The following is a 17,269-nucleotide window of genomic DNA, read 5'->3' on the forward strand; positions in this document are numbered from 1 at the left end:
ATCAGACTCCCCCGCCTGCACGTAACGCGACATGGGAAAAACTGGCAGGGAGTGGACACAAGGTTGATTTAGCGGGGAATTTGCTAGCCGTTACCCCGCGCCAACTTAACTGAATTTCCGGTTGGTCGGCGCCCGCCACAATACAAAGCTGCGCCGAAGGTAAGCCGGAAGAAGAGTCAGAAAGCAGCACTGAAAGTTGTTGCTGAACTTGGGCTTGCAACAATTGCTCTGCGTTACATTGCGCGACATCCTGGCACAACACCACGGCAGCAGGAGCTTGATCAAAGTTGCCGTGAAAAGACGGTGCTGCAGCCGGCACCGACTGCAACGAAGCGGCAACATCCATCACCATCGCCGTCGCCAGTAAACGTTGTGTTGCCAGAAGTACCTGCTGCCGCGCATACACCTGACTGGCCAGCGCGCCAAGCATGCCCATGCCAAACAACAACAGGCACAACAGCACTTCAATGAGGGTAAATCCTTTGGTCATTGGTGTATCCTTGCACCAATCAATAGACCATTAAATTTAATCATTAATTTACATTTATCAAACAAATTATGGTAAATATTTTAATCTGATGAAAAAACATTGGCTTAGTACTGAGCGTGTCATCGCAGATAATTGAGCCACCAGCAAAAAAAATGCCAGTCACTTTTAATGACTGGCATTCCATTTCGGGGTCATTTAAAGAATATCGCCGTTATCCAGCAATGTATTCATCAGCTGATTTTACCAACATTCCCGGACTTTCTCTGCAGTTCCAGACCCTGCAGCAGTGCGGGCTCCAGCTTGATTCAGCGTTAAAATACCACAGCTGGTGTCCTTCGCCTGTGCGTTTATCGGCGTCGCAGTCAAAGTAAAGGTTTGCGCCGTTGCAACCAGACTTAAGGTATAAAAACTTTCTAAATCATTGCGACAGCTACTTGCAGGCAATTCAGTCGCCACCCCGGCATTATCTTCGCTGTAATCCATGTTGGTGGTGTAAACCCGCTCCATAAACTGCGCCATTTCAACCACGCAGGATGTCGCTGTTGTACGCCTGGTATTTAACATATGGCTGTTATATGACGGTAGCGCCACGGCAACAATAATCCCAATAATCGTTACGGCGACCATCAGTTCCATCAGACTAAAACCACGTTGTTGTCGCATCTGAAACTCCATTAGTTACTAATCTCATGCCAGGATTGCAGGCCACTGTTTTTATTAACGTTCGCCGGTTCTTCACAGACATTGGCGTTCTCACAGTTGACTAAGGCCATCACCTTGTCACCTTTTTTAGCGAAGGTCACCACACTGTTCATACTACCGACTTTAATACCGCTGACTTCGACCATTTCTGTTCCGACTTTTACCTGGTCGTCAGTACTAAAATCTTCATCATCGCTGGTATCAAAAAAGGTTTTTTTCAACCGGCCACCCACATAAGGCGACACCGCCATCACATAACCTGAACCGGTTGGATTACAGACATTGGTATCAGGGATCATGGTGTTCATCACTAAATCACCACCAATCACCACTGGTAAATCCACAATCCGTTCCCGCGCGTCAATTAAATCCATATACCAGCCTTTTTTCGCTGGGTCCAAGGTATTGGCAGCCGTCACCACCCGGTCGTCCCCAACTTTTGTCATGGTCCGTTGCACCAGCTCCGAACGGGAGCTCACCGTTGGTCCATCAATAATGCCATACCAGGTTTGAGTTTGGGTATCGCTTGGGTCGTCCTGATTTAAGTATTGACCTGTACCAAAAAACACCCAGCTTTTACCGGTTTTCGGGTCAATACTGCTCATCACACCGCCAGTAATTTTCTGACGGTTGCCGCTAGAGTCTTTGGCCTGAAACAATGGTTGCCCAGAATTTGCAATTGCCCAGCTACTGGTCGACGCCGCCGATAAGTCAAATTTCCAAACGTTACCGTGTAAATCACCACCATAAACCCAGTCGACACTGCCGTCAGAATCGATATCCAGCACATTCACTTCTGAGATACCGTTAGGATCAACAGCAGTACCGGCTGATGTCGGCAATTTAGCTAAGATGTTGCCAGTTTTAACATCAATCACTAACAATCCGGATTTGTGGGTACTGTTATTAATGCCATAACCCACCAGAATGGCCCAGTCGCCGGACTCCATTCGTTGAATTTGTGGTTTCCCTAAATAAACTCCCATTTCAGTATATGATTTATCCCACAATACTTTATTACCATCGACCTTTGTCGGATCTGTGACATCAATCGCATATAAACTGTTGCCCCCCCTGCCCATGCCACCGATCAGGATACTCTTCCAACTGCCATCAATGTAAACATCTGCAACAACTGGCGAGCCATCAACCGAAAATTGGTGTAAGTATTTTGGGTCAGAGTAGAGCTTCAACAAATTAAAATCGCCACTGATTGGAGCCATCACCGCCGCAGGAATAAATGCAAAAACTTCCACGCCGGTTTCAGAATTAAACGCATGCACCATGCCATCGTTGCCGCCGACATAAAGAACTGAATCTCTAGCTTTTACGGGTCCATTGATAAAGGCACGATAGTCGGCGGCTCCGGGCCAGCTAAAGCGGTGATAACTCATATCAATAGGCTCGCCTGTCAGCTCAGGCGATGAATTTACGAAATCACCTAACACTGACATGCGGGTACGATAGATACCACTGTTTATTTTTTCTTTGGATCTATCGCCGCGCAAATAATCGACAATCAACTCCTCGCCACCCAGTCCTTTATCACCCAATGCTTTTTTTTCTGCAACAGTCAGATCTGCCCAGGTAAAGTTACGTGCTTTTGTGCTGCCATTTCCGACCAGAATATTACGATCATCTGGGGCTGGCACTTTCTCGCTGGCCTTCCACACTGGTTTTTTAATGTCTTTGACATCGTAAGACCATAAATCACCAGCCCATTTTCCGGCCTCATACCGAGCCTGATATAAATTGGATTCTGTTTGCAACGAGTTAATTGCAGTAGCAGCAATATTTGAAGCTGCTCCAGTCCGCCCTTCGATGTCACTTAAAGTTTTAACCAATCCGCTGACAAAGGTTTTCGGGTCACTGGCGCTAAAAAAGCCACCCCAGCTATTTACACTTGCGTGGAAAAGATCATTAACTTTATTCTGCTGGGCGTTGCCCCCCCACCAATTCACGGCAGAGCCAGCACCGACAGCCTCCAATGTTACTTTTTCATCCAGTGAACCGCTAACACCTAACCCAACGCCAAATGTCACCATATGCTGCCAAAATGCTGGGTTGGTACCTAGTGTGCCTAGTATTGGCACTGTATTGTCCAAATCTGGCCTTAAGTCTGTTTTCCAGTACTTCATCGCAACGTCGGCCAAACTATTTGAATTTCCGTCTTTATAAGGATTAACAGCTTTATATGTATATGGTGGAAGCTTTGGGCTAGTCATCGTCACACCATCTGTACCGTCTTGATTACCGACACTTGAAATACTGTCACTGTAATAACCATCAGTCATTAGAATGGCGAAATTCTGCCGGCATTCTACTAATGCCGATGTCGAACTGGCAGGATTTGTTCTCCAAGGTTCGTCTTTGATAAAATATTGACCAGCAGCATTCAAAGCCCCAATCAACGGGGTGCCGCCATCAGCTGTTTTATTGTGTAGCCAGGTGAAAAAACCACTGCGACTAGTGCCAGTAAAAGGGGCCACGCTTGAGCTAATCACACCACTGGTATTCAATGCCCCATAACCAATCCTGGTGACTTTACCTTGCTCTTGAAACGCTTCAGATACACCGGCCTTTGATGACATTAATCGAGTGCGGTAAAACGAAAACCAGTTGGCGAAATTTTGTCGCTGTGCTGCAGTCTGACTTGACATTAGCACCAGGTCATAACAGCTGTCTGACATTGCGCTCGAAGTACAACCATCGATATACTTAAAATAAAAAGCTGTACCATCACTGGTACTGGAAGTACTGCTGCTGATGGTAAAACCAGTAGAACTACTCGGATAATAATAGTCCGCAATTAAGGCCCGATATTCATCACTAAGGTCGATTTTTGAAGATGAGGTATTGTAGCCATTGTGAGGGGCATTGGTGTAAGAAGGCGTGTCATAATACGTAATACCATCGGGTTTAAATGGGACTTTATAGGTAGTTTCAGGGTTGTAATACACCTTGTTTAAGTGGCTAGAAGCCAGATATTTACGGCCAGTAGCCCGGCAAAGCCGAACATTTGCGCCGGCATAAGGTGTAGTGCTTGAGGTAGTGCAATTTGAAGTCAGGTTAAAATTGCTGTCCAACTCATCCGGCATAAAGCCCCAGCGCATCGAACCCGAATCATCAAGAATAAACATAATATTCGAAGGAACCGCGGTTCCGGTCTCCAGCGGCACGGTCGAAATATCAATCGCCGCCTCGGCAGTACAAGCGCCAAAGGCCATGCTGAGTAACAACCAACTATATGTGCGGGTATTGTTCGTTTTCTGAAGCGACATATTCGTTCTCCTGCAAACTGTTACTTACATCCGCCAGATGGCTTGTAAGATCACACTGGCGCGGCCAGCGGTTGGGGTGGTTCGGGCAGTAATGCGATAAGTCTGACTTTCGCACAGCGGATCATCTTTCACTTTGCAGTTCGGTGTCCGCGGATTAACCCAAAATCCCATGTTTTCAACTAAAAATTGACCGGTAAAATTCTGACCGCCAATATTGACGGCGACTACACCGGCATTGCCCCAGGCCGCCGGCGTTTGCCAGACATCCGGCGTATTGGCAGCTGGCGCCGGTAACGTAGCGGTATACCAAGCTGAACCGGCCGGCGGAGGGAACAAAGTAGCTGCCTCACGAATGGTGCTTTCAACCACTTGTTTGGCGAGTTCCCGATCGTTTAAGTTTGAGGCCATGCGTTCCTGCATGGTGGTGCTGCGCATCGTACTGACCGCCAGTAAGGTAATAGCGACCAGCAACAGCAAACTGATCACCAACGCCATCCCCTGTTGTTGCTTCAGTGGTTGTTTCAATTGTTTTCCCATCATCACACCTTCCTATTGCGCAGGTTAATGACCTGACTGATTTGGCGGATCCCAAGCGCCACCGGCATCGTTGGATTATCTGCCAAAGTTAAAGTCGCGCGGATGGACATCACCATGCCCCAATCCACCACTAAGTTGGCATCAACATAGTTATTGGCACCCTGCACCAGATATTGCAGCTGCAAATCCTGAACGTTTTGCACCACTTCCTCAATTTGCACCGCGCCGGCCACCAACGCTACCCGATATAAAGAGCTAATACCGCCTTGTGTGCCAACAAACCAACCAACGGATTCGAGCGGCATTACCAGGCCAGCATCGTTTGATAAATTCCGCTGATAACGACTGCCATCTGGTGCAATGCCGAAATTTAAATTGTTATTGGCAGGTGCGGCGCCGCCCAAACCATGCGTGATGTTATTTCCGGCAACCGCAGTAGCTCTGAAGATCACGGCCATCTTTGAATCACAACCCAACAAAATATCATTCGGGACTATCGCGCCCAGATTCTGATTGATCACCATTGAAGGGACAGCGACCGCATTGTGCGCGACCACTGTAGAACTGACACCACGGCCATACATCAAATGTAAGCCGTCGGTATTGGCCAGTGGCGGAATAGCTCCAGCCGTAAAATTGGGAATGGTTGCATTTTCATAGCCTTGTACCCCACCAACCCAGTTCGACCACCAGGGTAATGGATTCAACACATTCACTACCTGCGTCGCCACAATATTGCCACAGCCGGAATACCCGGCATGCTGCACGTCACGGCTTAATAACTGAAAGCTGACCTGACTGGCTTGCTGCATCTGGCCCATTTGTTCATTGACCAGATTGGTACGGCTGTTCGCGATATAAACACCAATCACCCCCCCAATCAGAAAGGTCCCAAGCAACAAACTGACCATCAGTTCGATCAGGGTAAAACCAGCTGTGGTTTGCTTATGTTGTAACTGCATCGTCATATTCTCACCACATGGGTAATGTTCATATTGGCCAGACCGCCAATCGCTCTGGAGTCATCCCAAAATACGTTAACGGTGTAAGTCCGCGTAGCTACCACATAGGTGACTTCACCACAGCTGGTTTCAGCCGTGCCTAAACTGGTTCTGATTTCGTTCATCCAGTTGGCATGTTCCACACTTTGAATACTGCCCCCAGCGGACAACGCTTTACAATTTTTCGTCAGCACAAAAGCACCGGCTGCAGCTGCGACCGGATTGGCACGGATCCGCTCGGCCATACTAGCCGCCAGCAACACCGCCACCGTACGTTGATGCGCGCTTTGGGTATTGCGCAAATTCGCCGTTTGCAAACCGGCAATACCTAACAAACCAACTGACAACACCAGCACCGCAATCAGTACTTCCAGCAGCGATACGCCGGTCTGACGCTGCAAACCCCGGCCAGCATTACATGTAGAATTTACTCGTTTATTCAGCATCATTCCTCCCAGTCAGTCTGAAAATTACGGACAAGTGCCGGCATTGTCAGTTGCAACAACCCGGCTACGTCCGCCGGAGCTAAATTGAATCTCGCGGGTATTCGGATTCACCGATTCCTGAGTAATGCACACCCGGATCAGATCCGACAAAGGAATATTATTGGCAAAGCCACGCGCTAACCCTTGTGGTGTAAAACGAATGGCATGTGTCGCGGCCGTAAGATTAGGGCCGGAGGAAATCCGCATCGGTGCTGTCGGGATAATGCCTGTGCGGGATACCGGAAGCACTGGCGTTGCCAAAGCAACGCCGGCAGCGCTGACCAGCCAGCCTTCCCAGCCTGCGGCAGAAGGCACGGTACAGTTGGTGCCGTTATTCGAATGGCAAAACACCACACTTTGATTTAACCGGATAGCTTCAGTGCGGGCAAAAGTTAAGGCACTCTGGATTTCACCAGCCTGACTGCGTAATTTACTTTCGCCAATCACGCCGCTAAACGAAGGTATAGCGATGGCCAGCGTAATCGCCAACACCGCGATCGTGACCATTAATTCCATCAGACTAAAACCTCGGTCGGCTCTGATCCTGCTTATTCTCACAATAAAGTCTCCTGTGGCGTTTTCTGACCAACCCAGCCAACGCAGGTGATAAGTGCGAGTTTAATATAAAAGAGTAAATTTGATTCAGGCGAGGGTTTTCTGACAAACGGCAAAAGCTGCCGACAAACGGTAGCTTGCAGTTGATTTATTCTGATGAAATGACTCGGTGTGATGAATTGACGGCTGTGGCACCTTACAAAGCATCCTCAGAAACACGCTCATAATCAGGGGATAACGGGCAACAACAACTGCCGGATCCGGCTTAATTCGCGGCGGCTAATCTCAAGTAAATCATCACTTTGCCAAAGTTCCAGCACATGACGACCGTCGGGTAGGCTGTGTAAAGCTTTCAATCGACGTTTCAGCACCAGCGTATGGCGATGAATGCGCAATAGCTGCTCCGGATACAAATCTTCAAACTGCTTCAGACTCAATTCGGTCAATGCTTCGCCACCGGCAAACACCATCCGCACATACTTTTCATCGGCCTGCAGGTAAAACAGCTGTTGCAATTCGATGCGCCGTAAACTGCTACCACTTTTGTAGCTCAGCCACTGCTGTTCTTGCTGTTTTTCAAGATGGGCCTTGGTGGCAAGACCGATGCGTTGCAAGCTGGTGGCCAGCCGCTCGGCCGAGACAGGTTTTAACAGATAATCGGCTGGCGCTACCTGATATGCCGCTAATGCGTGTTGCGGATGCGCCGTCACAAACACCACAGCAGGCGGTGGTTGCAGCTGCATCAGTTCAGCCGCGACGCTTAAGCCATTGCGATCCGGCATTTCGATATCTAAAAACACCAAATCAGGTTGTAATTCTATGGCGAGCTGTAAGCCAGATCCACCATCAGCCGCCTCACCGACGACCTGATAAGCCGGATGCACCAGTAATAACCGTTGCAGCCTGGCCCGTGCTAAGGGTTCGTCATCGACGATCAGCACTTTCATCCTTCCACCTTTGACGTGGTGAGCGGGATCACCAGTTTCACCCGATATTCAACCTGCGTCACACCGGTACTCAGCCTGGCTTCATCGCCAAACTGCAGCTCCAGCCGGCGCCGGATATTCTGCAGCGCCATGCCATTGCCACCTTCGGCCGGTGGCAATTCACCGGCAGGATTGGTGAGTAAAATGGTTAAATACCTTGTCGACAAATGCAGTTCGAAACGAATAACTCCGGGTTTACTGCAACGCTCAATACCGTGGCGTACAGCATTTTCCAGCAGCGGTTGTAATGTTAAGCACGGTAACATGGTGTGCGGCAGTTCTTCCGGCACCAACCATTCCAGCTGTAATCGCCAGCCTAACCGCCATTGTTCCAGCGCCAGATATTGCCTGGCTAGTGCCAGTTCTTCCTGCAGTTCAACCTGTACGCCGGCATTTAACGCCGCGCGAAACAAACTGGCTAAATCAAGTAAGGCTTGCTCGGCGGCTGCGGGATCTTGCTGGGTGAGTTCAGCCACAGTATTGAGGCTATTAAACAAAAAATGCGGCCGAATGCGCGCTTGCAGCGCATCGAGCTCAGATCGCGATTGCGCGGTGAGCCGCCAGCTGTGTTCAACATAAAGGGCAAAGAGTTGGATACCCATTACGCCAACAAGCAACGCAATCAGCAAGGTTTGCAAAATGAAAGGATAAAAATCTGCCGGTCGTTGCCAGCCACTGGCATGCAACATCGAATAAGCGGCGGTACTGACTGCCAGCGTCACCAGCAACAACAGCAATAACGCCAGCGCAGCAAGTTGCTGTGGCGGCACCTTGTACAACCGGCGTTGAAACCGGCACAACAAGGCAACTGTTAACAACGCCACCCAATGCACAAATAACGAGGTCAGGCCTAATCTCGACCAAAAATTACTGCTGATATCCGGTGCCAGCGCCAGCAAAATAGCCAGCGCCTGCGCCAATACCATCACCCGAATCACAATCCTGCCGCGACAAAACGCCGGTAGCAACTGCTCAAACTGCACCTTATTCGCCGATGATTGGCCAGACGGAGCAGTTGGAGCGCTCATCGGCAGGCCTTAACGCAGTTCGACCGGAACAGCAAACACCACGTTTTCTTCACGTCCCGGGTGTTCAATCACTTGCTTGCCACCCCAGAGCGTCAGTTGCTGCACCACTTGTTGCACCAACACTTCCGGCGCCGAAGCACCCGCAGTGACACCCACTGCTTTCACGTCGGTCAGCCATTGCTGCTGAATATCAGCTGCGGTATCAATTAAAAATGCCGGGCAACCCATTTTTTCAGCAAGTTCACGTAAACGGTTGGAGTTACTACTGTTTTTAGCCCCTACCACCAACAACAAATTCACTTTGGCAGCGAGTTCGCGCACCGCGTCCTGCCGGTTTTGGGTGGCGTAACAAATATCATCTTTACGCGGCCCTTCAATCTCCGGATATTTCGCTCTTAATGCGTCAATCACATCGGCGGTATCGTCAACTGACAGGGTGGTCTGGCTGGAAAAACATAGCTCAGATGGGTTTTTCACCACCAATTTGGCCACATCTTCCACTGATTCCACCAGATAGATGCCACCGGCCGGGTTATCGTACTGGCCCATGGTGCCTTCAACTTCCGGGTGACCTGCATGGCCAATCAGAATACATTCAATGCCTTTGCGACTGGCACGCGTCACTTCCATATGCACTTTGGTAACCAATGGGCAAGTGGCGTCAAACACTTTTAAGCCACGATGTTTGGCATTTTCCCGCACCGCTTGCGATACACCATGCGCCGAAAAAATTACAATATTGCCGTCCGGCACTTCGTCCAGTTCATCGACAAACACCGCGCCACTGCGCCGCAGACCATCAACTACAAACTTGTTGTGCACCACTTCGTGACGCACATAAATTGGCGGCTCGTACAGCTCTAAGGCACGGGAAACGATGCTGATCGCCCGATCAACACCAGCACAAAAACCACGCGGATTGGCCAGAAAAATATCCATGCTTAGTTACTCACCTGCACAATTTCAACATTAAAAGTTAAAGTCTGGCCCGCCAGCGGGTGGTTAAAATCCACGGTCACTGAATCGCCAACCACTTCGCGGATAAGTCCTGGAAGTTCAGAACCATCAGGCATAGCAAAACCAACAATCATCCCAACCTGTGCCGGCGCTTCCAGCGAAAACTTGCTGCGATCAACATAATAAATATTGTCCGGGTTGGGCAAGCCATAAGCGTCTTCCGGCGCCAGCGTAAATACTTTTTTATCACCGGCCTGTAAACCAGCTAACTCGGCCTCAAAAGCTGGCGACAAACTACCATCACCCATTTGCAACTTTGCCGGTTTGTTATGCACCCGGGTGCTTTCAGCAGCACTGCCGTCAGCTAGTTTTATATCAAAGTGAAAGATCACGGTGCTGCCAGCACCAATTACAGCGCCCTTTTCCACGTGATTGGCCGCTTCGTTTACCGTTTCATTCGACATCACAAACTCACTTTTGATTAGATTCTTCCGAAAGATCCGGCGAAAAGCTGTCCCAAATCAGCAAGGCAGCACCGATGGTGATGGCGCAATCGGCAATATTAAATACCGGATAATGCCACTGCTGATAATAAACATGTAAAAAATCAACCACATAACCATAGAGGCTGCGGTCAATTAAGTTACCGATAGCACCGGCAACGATCAGCACCAGCGCCAGTGATAATTTCCATTGCTGCCGTTTCAGTTTGGTCAGCCAAACACTCAGCGCAATCGAAACCACCACCGCGATGCCGGTAAACAACCAGCGCTGCCAGCCACCGGCGTCACCTAAAAACGAAAAGGCAGCGCCGTAATTGCGGGCATAAGTAAAATTAAATACCGGCAACAGCTGAATAGATTCGCCAAATTCGAAGTTTTGGATCACCCAGACTTTGGTCAGTTGATCTGCAACCAGCACTAAAATGGCGAGCCACCAGAACCGCCAGCCAGATTCTTTAAATATTGACACTGTACCGCCTGTCATTATGCAAACACCCTTGGCTCACCTGCACCTTCCACGTTATCGACGCAGCGTAAACAAATTTCCGGATGGGCAGCGTTTGCACCCACATCGTGGCGATGATGCCAGCAACGTTCACACTTAGCGGCGCTTGATGCAGCAACCAGCACTGATAAACCAGCGATATCAGTGGCAGCGGCTTCAGCCGGTGCTGCTGTATTTGATACATCAGCAGTTGAGGTAATCAGCACAAACCGCAGCTCGGTCGCGACTTTTTGCAGTGCAGCGGCTAAATCACCTTGTGCGAACAACGTCACTTCAGCCTGTAACGAAGCACCTACTTTGCCTTCTTTACGCGCGCCTTCAATCACTTTGTTGACTTCATCGCGCACCAGCAGCAATTGTTGCCAGAAAGCATCGTCTAACTGACCGGCAGGCACAGCATTGAAGCCTTGATACCAGACTTCGGTAAATACAAAAGTCGACGGCCGGGCTGGCAGGATTTCCCAGATTTCCTGGGCGGTGAAACTCATCACCGGCGCCATCCAGCGCACCATGGCTTCAATGATATGATAAAGCGCCGTCTGACAAGAACGACGGGCATGACCATCCGTTTTGGCGGTGTACTGACGGTCTTTAATCACATCCAGATAAAAACTACCCAGTTCAACGGTACAGAAATTCATCAGCTTCTGGCTGACCACGTGGAACTGATAATCATCATAAGCAGCGATAATTTCTTGTTGCAGCGCGGCGGCACGTTGCACCATCCACAAGTCCAGCTCAACCAGTTCATTCAGTGGCACTAAATCGGTGGCCGGGTTAAAGCCGTGCAAATTCGCCAGCAGGAAACGCGCGGTATTGCGAATACGGCGGTATTTATCAGCGGCACGGTTCAGAATTTCATCGGACACTGTCATTTCAGAGGTGTAGTCGGTTGTGGCGACCCACAGCCGTAAGATATCCGCACCTAGCTTGTTCATTACGTCTTGCGGCGACACCACATTGCCCAGAGATTTGGACATTTTGCGGCCTTCACCATCGACGGTAAAACCATGGGTCAGCACTTGTTTGTAAGGTGCGTGGTTTTTGATTGATACGCCGGTCATCAAAGACGACATAAACCAGCCACGGTGCTGATCCGAACCTTCTAAATACAAATCAGCCTGCGTGGCGCCGCCAAATTCTGGACGTGGGTCGATCACACAAGCATGGGTGACGCCTGAGTCAAACCAGACGTCCAGCGTGTCGGACACTTTGACATATTGACCGGCTTCATCGCCAAGCAATGTTGCAGCTTCCAGATCAAACCAGGCCTGAATGCCTTGTTGTTCAACCAGTTTCGCCACTTGCTCCATCAGATCTTTGGTATTTGGGTGCAAAGCGCCGGTGTCTTTGTCGACAAACAATGCAATTGGCACGCCCCAGGTACGCTGACGGGAAATACACCAGTCCGGCCGACCCGCGACCATTTTTTCAATCCGCTGCTGACCCCAGTCCGGGATCCAACGGGTTTGTTCGATTTCAGTCAGTGATTTGCTGCGAAGACCAGCTTGTTCCATGCTGATAAACCACTGTGGTGTGGCGCGGAAGATAATCGGCGTTTTATGGCGCCAGCAATGTGGATAGCTGTGGGTATAAGATTTGTGCAGCAATAATGCACCGGCTTCCTGCAGCGCAGCGACCACAGTGTCATTGGCTTTAAACACATGCTGGCCAGCAAACAGCGGTGTATCCGGCAGATAAACGCCATTAGCACCGACCGGGTTTGCCACTTCCAGACCGTATTTCAGGCCGACCACAAAGTCTTCCTGACCATGGCCAGGCGCGGTATGTACAGCACCGGTACCTGAATCGGTGGTGACGTGATCGCCAAGCACCACTGGCACTTCGAAGTCGTACAATGGGTGTTTTAATTTCGCCAGTTCCAATGCTGAACCTTTGCAAAAGCCCAGCGCATGGTATTTTTCGATATTGGCGCGCGCCATCACGTCTTTGACTAAGTCGGTGGCAATCACCAAACGTTCAGCACCAACTGGGCCTGCTTCAACCTGCACCAGGCTGTAGTTTAACTCGGCATTTAAAGCCACGGCGCGGTTGGCGGGAATGGTCCATGGCGTGGTTGTCCAGATCACTACAGAGATTGGCCCCTGGCCACGATGGTTCTCCGGATGATCAAATTTATCAGCCACGGTTTCATCGACAAAGCGGAACCGCACATCAATGGCTGGCGATACTTTATCCTGATATTCCACTTCAGCTTCCGCCAAAGCTGAACCGCAGTCAGTACACCAATGCACCGGCTTAAAGCCTTGTTGTAAATGGCCATTGTCGATAATACGCGACAATGAACGGATGATATTGGCTTCAAAGGCAAAATCCATGGTGCGGTATGGGTTGTCCCAATCGCCCAGCACACCTAAGCGAATAAAATCGGTTTTTTGCGCTTCGATTTGCGTCAGCGCATATTCGCGGCATTTTTGCCGAAATTCTGCGGCCGATAATTTCACGCCTGGTTTGCCGTATTTTTTCTCGACCACCAGCTCGATGGGCAGGCCGTGACAATCCCAACCCGGCACATAAGGCGCGTCAAAATCGTCCAGCGTTTTGGCTTTGACAATGATGTCTTTCAGAATTTTGTTAACGGCGTGACCGATGTGAATGTTGCCGTTGGCATACGGAGGGCCATCGTGCAGGATAAAAGTTTTTTTGCCTTTTTTGGCGGCGCGGATTTGGCCATAGAGGTCGGCTTGGGTCCAGTTCGCCAGCATTTGTGGCTCACGCTGCGCCAGATTGGCGCGCATGGCAAATGCCGTATCCGGCAAATTTAATGTATGTTTATAATCACTCATCCCATCTATCCCGTGTTAGCTCTGTCATTGACATGGTAGAGCGTGCTGACCTTTAATGTATGTTTTTGCAGCAGTTTGGCTGGATTTTCTACAAGGCAGAGCCCCGACGTGTAGTTATTCTACATGAGCGGGCGATAACGCCGTAGAAAAGTCAGCCAAACGCTGCCCGTAGGGTTCAACCGGGAGCTGCCAGCCCTTTGTCACTCGCCACTCGTTTAGAAGACTAAACGTCGTGGCTCCTTTCGCGGGCTGGCGGCTCCCGGTTGCACAAAATTCACACATTAAAGGTCAACACGCTCTAAGCATGCCTGATCATTTTAATTTGAAATACTGAAATAAGACCGCGCAGCGGCGGCATCCAGTTGAATTTGTTGCTGAAGTTCAGGCAACGACGCAAATTTGCGCTCGGCGCGGATTTTATGGCGCAGAATGACTTCGATTTGCTGGCCGTATAAATCCCCCTGAAAATCAAAAAAATGTGCTTCCAGTTGTTCTTTTTTCCCTTGCAGCGTCGGTCTGGCGCCAATATTGGCCACCCCGTGAAAATGCCCCTGCTCAGTAAATGCTTCGATGGCGTAAACTCCACGCACCGGCAACTTATTGCGATACAGCCAAACGTTTGCGGTTGGAAAACCTAATTGCCGCCCGACTTTTTCACCATGCCGGACTCGTCCCATCAGCGAAAACGGCCGTCCCAGCATCGCTTCGGCCAGTGTCAGCTCGTCGCGCTCCAGCGCCTGACGGATCAGAGTACTGGAGACCCGGACATCGTCTTGTTTTAAGCTGGCGGTATTGGTTAAACCAAAACCATATTGCTCTGCCGCTTGTTGTAACAAGGCAAAATTGCCGCTGCGGTTTTTACCAAAACAAAAATCGTCACCAACGATTAAATGCTGCACATTGAGTTTTTCCAGCAGCAAACCGGTTATAAACTGCTCCGGATCCTGCGCCGCAAATTCGCGGTTAAAACTGGCGCAAAGTAACCGGTCTAGCCCCTGCACTTTTAGCCAATGGTACTTTTCGCGAAAACGCGTTAAACGGGCGGGCGCTGCTGCCGGATTAAACAATTCCAGCGGTTGCGGCTCAAATACCATCACCACCGCCGGCAATGAACGGGCTTTAGCAATCTGTTGCACTTGGCTCAAAACCGCCTGATGCCCCAGATGCACGCCGTCAAAATTACCGATGGTTAACACGCAACCCCGATGATTTGGCTTGATATTTTGCAGGCCGCGAATTAACTCCATGCCGCTATAACTACTCTGATTTGCTGTGTAAACGGCCGATTATAACTGCATCAGCTTTTAGTTTCAGCAATTGTCTGCCGTTTCAGCTGGTTTATCCTGACGCCGAACAGCCAAAGCAGCGCGAAATAGGCCGGCGCTGCGATCACCACCAATAAAGTTAACTGTTGTGCTTTAGCCGAAAAAGCCATTTGTTGCCATTGGCTAATCGCAGGGGATACCCACCACAGCACGGCCGCCATCAGAGTTGCAGCCAGTACAGCTTTGGCAATCAGCCACAAAGTGGCTGTGCCACATTGATAAATCTCACGTTTAACTAAACCATGATAAAGCAACCAGGCGTTTAACCCGCCCGACATTGCCGTCGCCAAAGCCAGGCCAACATAACTGATAAATGGCGCCAACATCAGGTTAAACACCATATTCGCCACCATCGCGATAATGCCAATCCGCACCGGTGTTTTAATATCCTGACGTGCATAAAACGCCGGGGCCAGTACTTTAATCAGCATTAACGGCACCAAACCTGACGCATAAGCAATCAGACTTAAACTACTCTGACTGGCATCAAAAGCGGTAAATTTACCATGGGCAAATACCGTTAATAAAATCGGTTCCGCCAGCACAATTAGACCGGCCATCGATGGCAAGCCAAGCAGACAAATAATGCTGATTGACCAGTCTAAGGTACGTTTAAATTCCTGGTGGTTGTCGGTGGCGAACTGCCTGGATAAGCTCGGCAAAATCACCGTGGCGATGGCAATACCAAACATGCCAAGTGGAAACTCCAACAACCGGTCCGAGTAATACAACCAGGCGACAGAGCCAGTCATTAAAAATGACGCAATAATGGCATCAAGCAATAAGTTAATTTGACTGACCGAAACGCCAAATAGCGCCGGCAACATCAGTTTGCGGATACGGGTGACATGTTCATCTTGCCAGGCCCAGCGCGGTCTGACTAACAAACCGGCTTTTGCTAAAAACGGCAGTTGAAACAAAAATTGCAACAAACCACCTAAAAACACGCCCCAGGCTAATGCCGAGGATGCATCATCAAAATAAGGTGTCAGATAAATCGCCGCGCCGATCATCGCGATATTCAAAAAGACCGGGCTAAATGCAGCAACAGCAAATTTATTATAGGTATTGAGAATGGCGCCAGACAAAGCGACAAAGGTGATAAACCACAGATATGGAAAGGTAATTTTTAAAAGTACACTGGCTTGCAGGTACTTTTCCCCCTCAGGTTCACCACTGAGGTAGGCTTCGAACCAACCCATGCCGAATAATGCCATCAGTACCGGCGAGCCAATCATGCCGAGCAAAGTCACACCGGTGACAATCAAACCCAAGGTGCCGGAAGCTTTGGCCATCAGTTCACGCACTGCATCGTCGCCGTGTTTGGCTTTGACTTCCGACAACACCGGTACAAAAGCCTGCGAAAATGCACCTTCAGCAAATAACCGACGCAAGAAATTAGGAATGCGGTTGACCATCAAAAACACGTCAGCCATAGCGCCAGCGCCTAGAACATTGGCCGTTACCACATCGCGAACCAGCCCTAACACCCTGGAAATCAGCGTCATGACACTGACAATCATGCCGGATTTGAATAACTTAGCGGACACGCCACACTCCTTCTGTCATAATGGAGCTATTGTCACCTGAGACCTTCGGGAAAGCCAGCAGCAGCGGGATTTAATTCTGCTTTTCGCCGGTAAAATCATTTGACAAGGGCTTACAAAATAGGCATATTATGCGGCCTTTAAAGAGTCCCGGTTTAGTTTTTAGGAGTGTTACCTTGGCTAACATTAAGTCTGCTAAGAAACGCGCTATTCAATCTGAAAAGCGTCGTCAGCAAAACGCAAGTCAGCGCTCAATGATGCGTACTTTCATCAAGAAAACCTACGCAGCAGTGTTAACTTCTGATGCAGTAGCTGCGCAAGAAGCGTTCAAGAAAATGGTTCCAGTTATTGACCGTATGGCAGACAAAGGTCTGATCCATAAGAACAAAGCTGCACGTCATAAGTCACGTTTAAATGCCCACGTTAAGGCATTGGTAACAGCCGCTTAATTGACACCAACAAAAGAACGCCGAAAGGCGTTTTTTTGTACCTGTTAAAACAGGGGTCAGAGCTAATTGTTTATATTTTTAACAATTAGCTCTGACCCCTTTTTTTATGTC

General features: G+C 49.5%; 16 protein-coding genes. 1 reads left to right on the forward strand and 15 read right to left on the reverse strand.

Translation table 11 applies throughout. The annotated features are described in order from the left end of the window. Nucleotide 1: 1 nt before the first annotated feature. The 15 genes from A5320_RS16445 to murJ all read right to left on the reverse strand — a co-directional run bounded on the left by A5320_RS16445 (nt 2) and on the right by murJ (nt 16,685). Nucleotides 2-490 carry a type IV pilus modification PilV family protein gene (locus A5320_RS16445; RefSeq protein ID WP_068067370.1) on the reverse strand — a complete coding sequence of 163 codons (489 nt, stop codon included), beginning with the start codon at nt 488-490 and terminating at the stop codon, nt 2-4. A gap of 240 nt (nt 491-730) precedes the next feature. Next, nucleotides 731-1,153 (reverse strand): type IV pilin protein, encoded by a 423-nt coding sequence (locus A5320_RS16450; protein ID WP_068067371.1) that lies wholly within the window; start codon nt 1,151-1,153, stop codon nt 731-733. Between the two features lie 11 nt (nt 1,154-1,164). Continuing rightward, on the reverse strand, nt 1,165-4,473 hold the full coding sequence (locus A5320_RS16455) for a pilus assembly protein (protein WP_068067372.1): 3,309 nt from the start codon (nt 4,471-4,473) through the stop codon (nt 1,165-1,167). A 24-nt stretch (nt 4,474-4,497) separates the two neighbouring features. Further along, nucleotides 4,498-5,013, reverse strand: a complete 516-nt coding sequence (locus A5320_RS16460; RefSeq protein ID WP_068067375.1) for a pilus assembly PilX family protein — start codon at nt 5,011-5,013, stop codon at nt 4,498-4,500. Continuing rightward, nucleotides 5,013-5,978 (reverse strand): PilW family protein, encoded by a 966-nt coding sequence (locus A5320_RS16465; RefSeq protein ID WP_068067377.1) that lies wholly within the window; start codon nt 5,976-5,978, stop codon nt 5,013-5,015. Before A5320_RS16465 ends, A5320_RS16460 begins: the two co-directional genes overlap by 1 nt. Then, a complete protein-coding gene (gene pilV, locus A5320_RS22385; protein ID WP_068067380.1) occupies nt 5,975-6,457 on the reverse strand; it encodes a type IV pilus modification protein PilV in 483 nt (160 codons plus the stop codon). The genes A5320_RS16465 and pilV overlap by 4 nt, the downstream gene beginning before the upstream one ends. Nucleotides 6,458-6,481: 24 nt before the next feature. Next, a complete protein-coding gene (locus A5320_RS16475; protein ID WP_157605970.1) occupies nt 6,482-7,054 on the reverse strand; it encodes a GspH/FimT family pseudopilin in 573 nt (190 codons plus the stop codon). A gap of 224 nt (nt 7,055-7,278) precedes the next feature. Continuing rightward, nucleotides 7,279-7,998: a LytR/AlgR family response regulator transcription factor gene (locus tag A5320_RS16480; protein WP_068067386.1), complete on the reverse strand. Its 720-nt coding sequence runs from the start codon at nt 7,996-7,998 to the stop codon at nt 7,279-7,281. After that, a complete protein-coding gene (locus A5320_RS16485) occupies nt 7,995-9,065 on the reverse strand; it encodes a sensor histidine kinase (protein WP_082971837.1) in 1,071 nt (356 codons plus the stop codon). Before A5320_RS16485 ends, A5320_RS16480 begins: the two co-directional genes overlap by 4 nt. A gap of 9 nt (nt 9,066-9,074) precedes the next feature. After that, nucleotides 9,075-10,004, reverse strand: coding sequence for a 4-hydroxy-3-methylbut-2-enyl diphosphate reductase (gene ispH, locus A5320_RS16490; RefSeq protein WP_068067389.1), 930 nt, complete (start codon nt 10,002-10,004; stop codon nt 9,075-9,077). A gap of 2 nt (nt 10,005-10,006) precedes the next feature. Then, the gene (gene fkpB, locus A5320_RS16495; RefSeq protein ID WP_068067391.1) at nt 10,007-10,486 is read right to left on the reverse strand and encodes an FKBP-type peptidyl-prolyl cis-trans isomerase; all 480 of its coding nucleotides are present in this window, start codon (nt 10,484-10,486) and stop codon (nt 10,007-10,009) included. A gap of 7 nt (nt 10,487-10,493) precedes the next feature. Continuing rightward, nucleotides 10,494-10,994: a signal peptidase II gene (gene lspA / locus A5320_RS16500; protein WP_231916758.1), complete on the reverse strand. Its 501-nt coding sequence runs from the start codon at nt 10,992-10,994 to the stop codon at nt 10,494-10,496. A gap of 14 nt (nt 10,995-11,008) precedes the next feature. Further along, nucleotides 11,009-13,837 carry an isoleucine--tRNA ligase gene (gene ileS / locus A5320_RS16505; protein WP_068067395.1) on the reverse strand — a complete coding sequence of 943 codons (2,829 nt, stop codon included), beginning with the start codon at nt 13,835-13,837 and terminating at the stop codon, nt 11,009-11,011. A 317-nt stretch (nt 13,838-14,154) separates the two neighbouring features. Then, nucleotides 14,155-15,084 (reverse strand): bifunctional riboflavin kinase/FAD synthetase, encoded by a 930-nt coding sequence (gene ribF, locus A5320_RS16510; RefSeq protein WP_068067399.1) that lies wholly within the window; start codon nt 15,082-15,084, stop codon nt 14,155-14,157. A 50-nt stretch (nt 15,085-15,134) separates the two neighbouring features. Then, nucleotides 15,135-16,685 carry a murein biosynthesis integral membrane protein MurJ gene (murJ, locus tag A5320_RS16515; RefSeq protein WP_157606006.1) on the reverse strand — a complete coding sequence of 517 codons (1,551 nt, stop codon included), beginning with the start codon at nt 16,683-16,685 and terminating at the stop codon, nt 15,135-15,137. Between the two features lie 200 nt (nt 16,686-16,885). On the opposite strand from murJ, the gene rpsT reads away from it, so the two are divergent. Further along, nucleotides 16,886-17,158, forward strand: coding sequence for a 30S ribosomal protein S20 (rpsT, locus tag A5320_RS16520; RefSeq protein WP_068067404.1), 273 nt, complete (start codon nt 16,886-16,888; stop codon nt 17,156-17,158). Nucleotides 17,159-17,269: the final 111 nt, after the last annotated feature.

Origin of the sequence: Rheinheimera sp. SA_1, from assembly GCF_001669775.1 — a bacterium.
In the GTDB taxonomy this organism is placed as follows: Bacteria; Pseudomonadota; Gammaproteobacteria; order Enterobacterales; family Alteromonadaceae; genus Pararheinheimera.